Raw genomic sequence first — 3639 nt, 5'->3', positions numbered from 1 at the left:
ACACATCATCGCCCGGTTGCGGGGTGAACACGCCGGTCAGCGTCACGCGGGCCAGCGGACAAAACTGCGATGCGCCGCAGGCCTGGTCGAGTTCGACCTCGATCTCACCGCGGTCGAGTTGATCGCGCACGCTGTCCAGCGATACACCGACGCCATCGATCCTGGTCATTATCCGCGCGCGCAGCCACCAGTTAGTTTCTCGATAACGCAGCGGGACAAGGCTGGTCATGGTGCGCCCGGTCCACGATGTGACAGGGTGCAGGCCGATCGCGCGGCCGAGCAGTCCAGACCCCGCGGAGGCCAACAAAATATCCCAGTCGCTGTTCATATCCCCCTGCCGCACAATCCGCAGCGCCAGGCCGATCGCGTCTGGTAGTGCAGCTGGGGTCCCGGCAGCTTTGGACACTCGCGCGATGACGCTGCCCGATGGCACCGGCAAGCCAGTGTGAGCCGCCGCCACCCGCTCAATGGCCCCTTCGGCCAGCACGCCGGCGGGGTGGAAGACCCGACGCCGCCGTAGCGCCGATCCCCATCGAAACGGTGTGCTTACGACGTCGGACAGATTCATCTGCTCGGAGTTCCCACTCTGTCTTCGCGGGAAACTGCACGGCGGGCTTGGCGCTGCTGTGCGGCCGACGCGACGGCGCGGGCCATACCACCGAGCACCACATCGCGAAACGGCGTAGTCGCCGTCCAAAAGGCTTCGCCGGCAAGGCCATACGGCTGAAACACGGCACGCAGACGATAGCTGCAGCGCCGGTCGTCGTCGTCGTGCACCGACAGCTCGAGCCACAGCCGACCGGGAAGCGGGATGTCTGCGCGAAGCCGCAGCAGCTGGGGCCGGTCAATGCGCTCCACGCGCCACCAATCGAGCGCCTCACCGGTATGCAGCTGATGCGGAATTCTTGACGGGCTTGGTGTTCGGTTGGCCTTCGCCGCTCCGGCAAATCGGCCGAGCCAGCCACGCAGGCTCCAAGCCAGCGGTACCGCCGACCAGCCATGCTCCGCGGCCACCGACTGGAAAACCTCCCATAGCGTCTCGGCATCGGCGGATACCCGTCGTTGACAGACATGCTCGTGCAGCGATCCGCCGGCCCAGGACGGGTCAGTTGGCAGCGGTCGCGCCGGTGACTCATCGTCCCCTGGCCGCTGCCACCGAGTCTGCAGCTCTTTTGCGCGCACCCCCGCGAGCGCCAGTTCAACCGCGTCTTCATAGTGAGCGAGTCCGCCCTCGGGGTCCGGGATGTGCTCGGCGATGTCGTGCTCGCCGCACACCACATCGTTTTCCAGCGAGTCCATCAATGAGGCCGCCAGAGCGCTCGGGAGCGGGGTGATCAGATTGACCCAGTGCGACGACAGCCATGGAGTCAACACCGGCACCGGCACGGCGATGCGGCGCTGCAGACCCGCGATTGCGGCGTACTTGCGGATCATATCGGTGTAGGTGAACGTGTCGGGGCCACCGACATCGAAGGCCCGGTTCACCTCGGGCGGCAGCTCGGCGGCATTGGTCAGGTAGTACAGCACGTCACCTACAGCGATGGGCTGGACTCGAGTTCGCAGCCACCGCGGCGTGATCATCAGCGGCAGTCGTTCAGTCAGATAGCGCAGCATCTCGAAGCTGGCTGACCCTGCCCCGATGATCGCCGCCGCCCGCAACTCAACGGTGGGGACCCCAGATTCTTGAAGCAACCGTCCGACTTCTTCGCGCGAGGCAAGGTGATCGGACAGCCGCTGTCCCTCGGGGATGATGCCGCCGACGTAGACGATGCGCGAAACTCCAGCTGCTGCTGCGGCTTCGGCGACGACGGTGGCGGCGCGCGCGTCGAAGTCGACAAAGTCCGAGCGCAGCAGCGAGTGCACCAGATAGTAGAGAACCTGTTGTCCGTCTAGCGCTTGCTGCACTTGTTCGCGCTCAGTCACGTCACCCTGCACCACGTCAACCTGCTGGCGCCAAGGCACGTCGTCGAGCTTGGCTGGCGTGCGTGCCATAACCCGGACGTCGTGGCCGGCTGCCAGCAGTGCGGGGACAAGACGGGCCCCTAGATAGCCAGTCGCGCCGAAGATAACGCAGCGCATGCTTACACCTCCGTTGGGTTGGATTCGGATGGGACGGCGCTGTGGTCCGGGTGGGTACGCCGCACGACGACGGCGGGGCCGCAGTCTGGACGGGATCGAATGCAGATTATTTCACTATCTTAACAGTTCAGTTTCTTATGTCAACTGCCGCTAGCATCACGGGAAGAACCGCGGCCGAAACGCGGACCCGCCGTGGCAGCGTATTTGGCGCTTATCCAGCGGTTTCCTATACTCTTGTCGAGCAATCGCCAAAAAGGATGCGGTGAGGTGACTAAGCGGGGCACAACGAGTTCACCTCCGAAGCGGGCTGATCTGGAGAAGCTGATGTCCGCCGATATGCGGGCGGTCACAGCGCAGTCTGATCGGTTGGGACGTCATTTCGCACGCCAGAACGACGTGAGCGGCAATGACTTCCACGCCTTATTGCACGTCATGGTTGCCGAGACGGCAGGAACTCCGCTGACCATGGCACAGCTGCGAAAGCGCATGGACGTCTCACCGCCTGCGATCACCTACCTTGTCGATCGAATGATCGAAGCCGGCCATGTCCGGCGTGAAGCCGATCCCGCGGATCGGCGCAAAGCGCTTCTCCGGTATGAGAATAGCGGTATGGAGCTGGCTCACGAGTTTTTCGCTCCGCTGGGCGTCCATCTCCGCGCTGCGCTTGCCGATCTGAGCGATAAGGATCTTACGGCTGCTCATCGGGTGTTCAGCGCGATGCTCGCGGCGATGTCGAAGTTTGAGAGTGAGCTTGCTGCCCAGCAAGCTAACTCACCGACCTCGCGCGCCAGCAAGAAGAATAGTCGAGTCAAACACACTGAGCCGCAGTGATCTACTCGACCGACTTACACGATCGGTGTCAGGCCGACTGCATGCAGGGCCTGTAGGTCCGCTGCGCCGGCGCCGTGTAGGCAGATTCGAAGCTCGTCGAGGAACCCTTGCAGCCAGCCGATTACGGCGTCGGAGGATTCGATTGCCGCAGCGAGCAGCGGACGAGCGATCGCCACCACATCTGCGCCCAACGCCAGCGCCTTGGCGGCATCCATGCCGGTTCGAATACCACCGGAGCCGACCAGCGGGATAGTGGGAAGCGCCTCGCGCACCTCTACGATCGCCCGTGCCGTCGGTATGCCCCAGTCGGCTAAAGCGGGATAACGCAACTCCCCGTACCGAACAAGTTGCTCCACGCGTGACCAGGAGGTGCCACCGGCGCCTGCGACATCGATCGCCGCCACCGGCGGCACGCCCGAATCATCCAGCAACTCCGTGATCGCCGACGTACCGATGCCGTGGCCAACCTCTTTGAGTAACACCGGATATTCCAGTGCGCCGGCCACCTGGCGCAACCTGTCGATCGATCCGGAAAAGTCGCTGTCACCGTTATGCTGGACCGCTTCCTGCAGCGGATTGGTATGCACCGCAAGCACGTCTGCTTCGACCCGTTTCAGCGCGTTCGAAATGTCCTCAACCGCAGCAGTACTGAGCTGGGATAGTCCAATATTGCCGAACAGCAACACGTCGGGCGCCACATCGCGGACGGTGAAGCTAGCGGCGGCCCGC

General features: G+C 63.7%; 4 protein-coding genes. 1 reads left to right on the top strand and 3 read right to left on the bottom strand.

Annotated features, from left to right (window positions below; translation table 11 throughout):
- A partial coding sequence (locus WBF82_RS01880) for a phosphodiesterase (RefSeq protein ID WP_424381406.1) occupies positions 1-568 on the bottom strand: 568 nt, incomplete at its 3' end.
- Complete coding sequence (locus WBF82_RS01875; protein ID WP_424381405.1) at positions 565-2079, bottom strand: SDR family oxidoreductase; 1515 nt, start codon at positions 2077-2079, stop codon at positions 565-567. The genes WBF82_RS01880 and WBF82_RS01875, both read right to left, overlap by 4 nt.
- 267 nt (positions 2080-2346) lie before the next feature.
- On the opposite strand from WBF82_RS01875, the gene WBF82_RS01870 reads away from it, so the two are divergent.
- Complete coding sequence (locus WBF82_RS01870; protein WP_424381407.1) at positions 2347-2910, top strand: MarR family winged helix-turn-helix transcriptional regulator; 564 nt, start codon at positions 2347-2349, stop codon at positions 2908-2910.
- Between the two features lie 14 nt (positions 2911-2924).
- Here WBF82_RS01870 and WBF82_RS01865 read toward each other — a convergent pair.
- Positions 2925-3639: alpha-hydroxy-acid oxidizing protein (locus WBF82_RS01865; protein ID WP_424381404.1), on the bottom strand; the 715-nt coding region annotated here is incomplete at its 5' end.

The organism is Mycobacterium sp., assembly GCF_049673265.1.
Lineage (GTDB): Bacteria > Actinomycetota > Actinomycetes > Mycobacteriales > Mycobacteriaceae > Mycobacterium.
The sequence above is the reverse complement of the archived record's forward strand: the minus strand, read 5'-3'. Positions and strand labels throughout refer to the sequence as shown.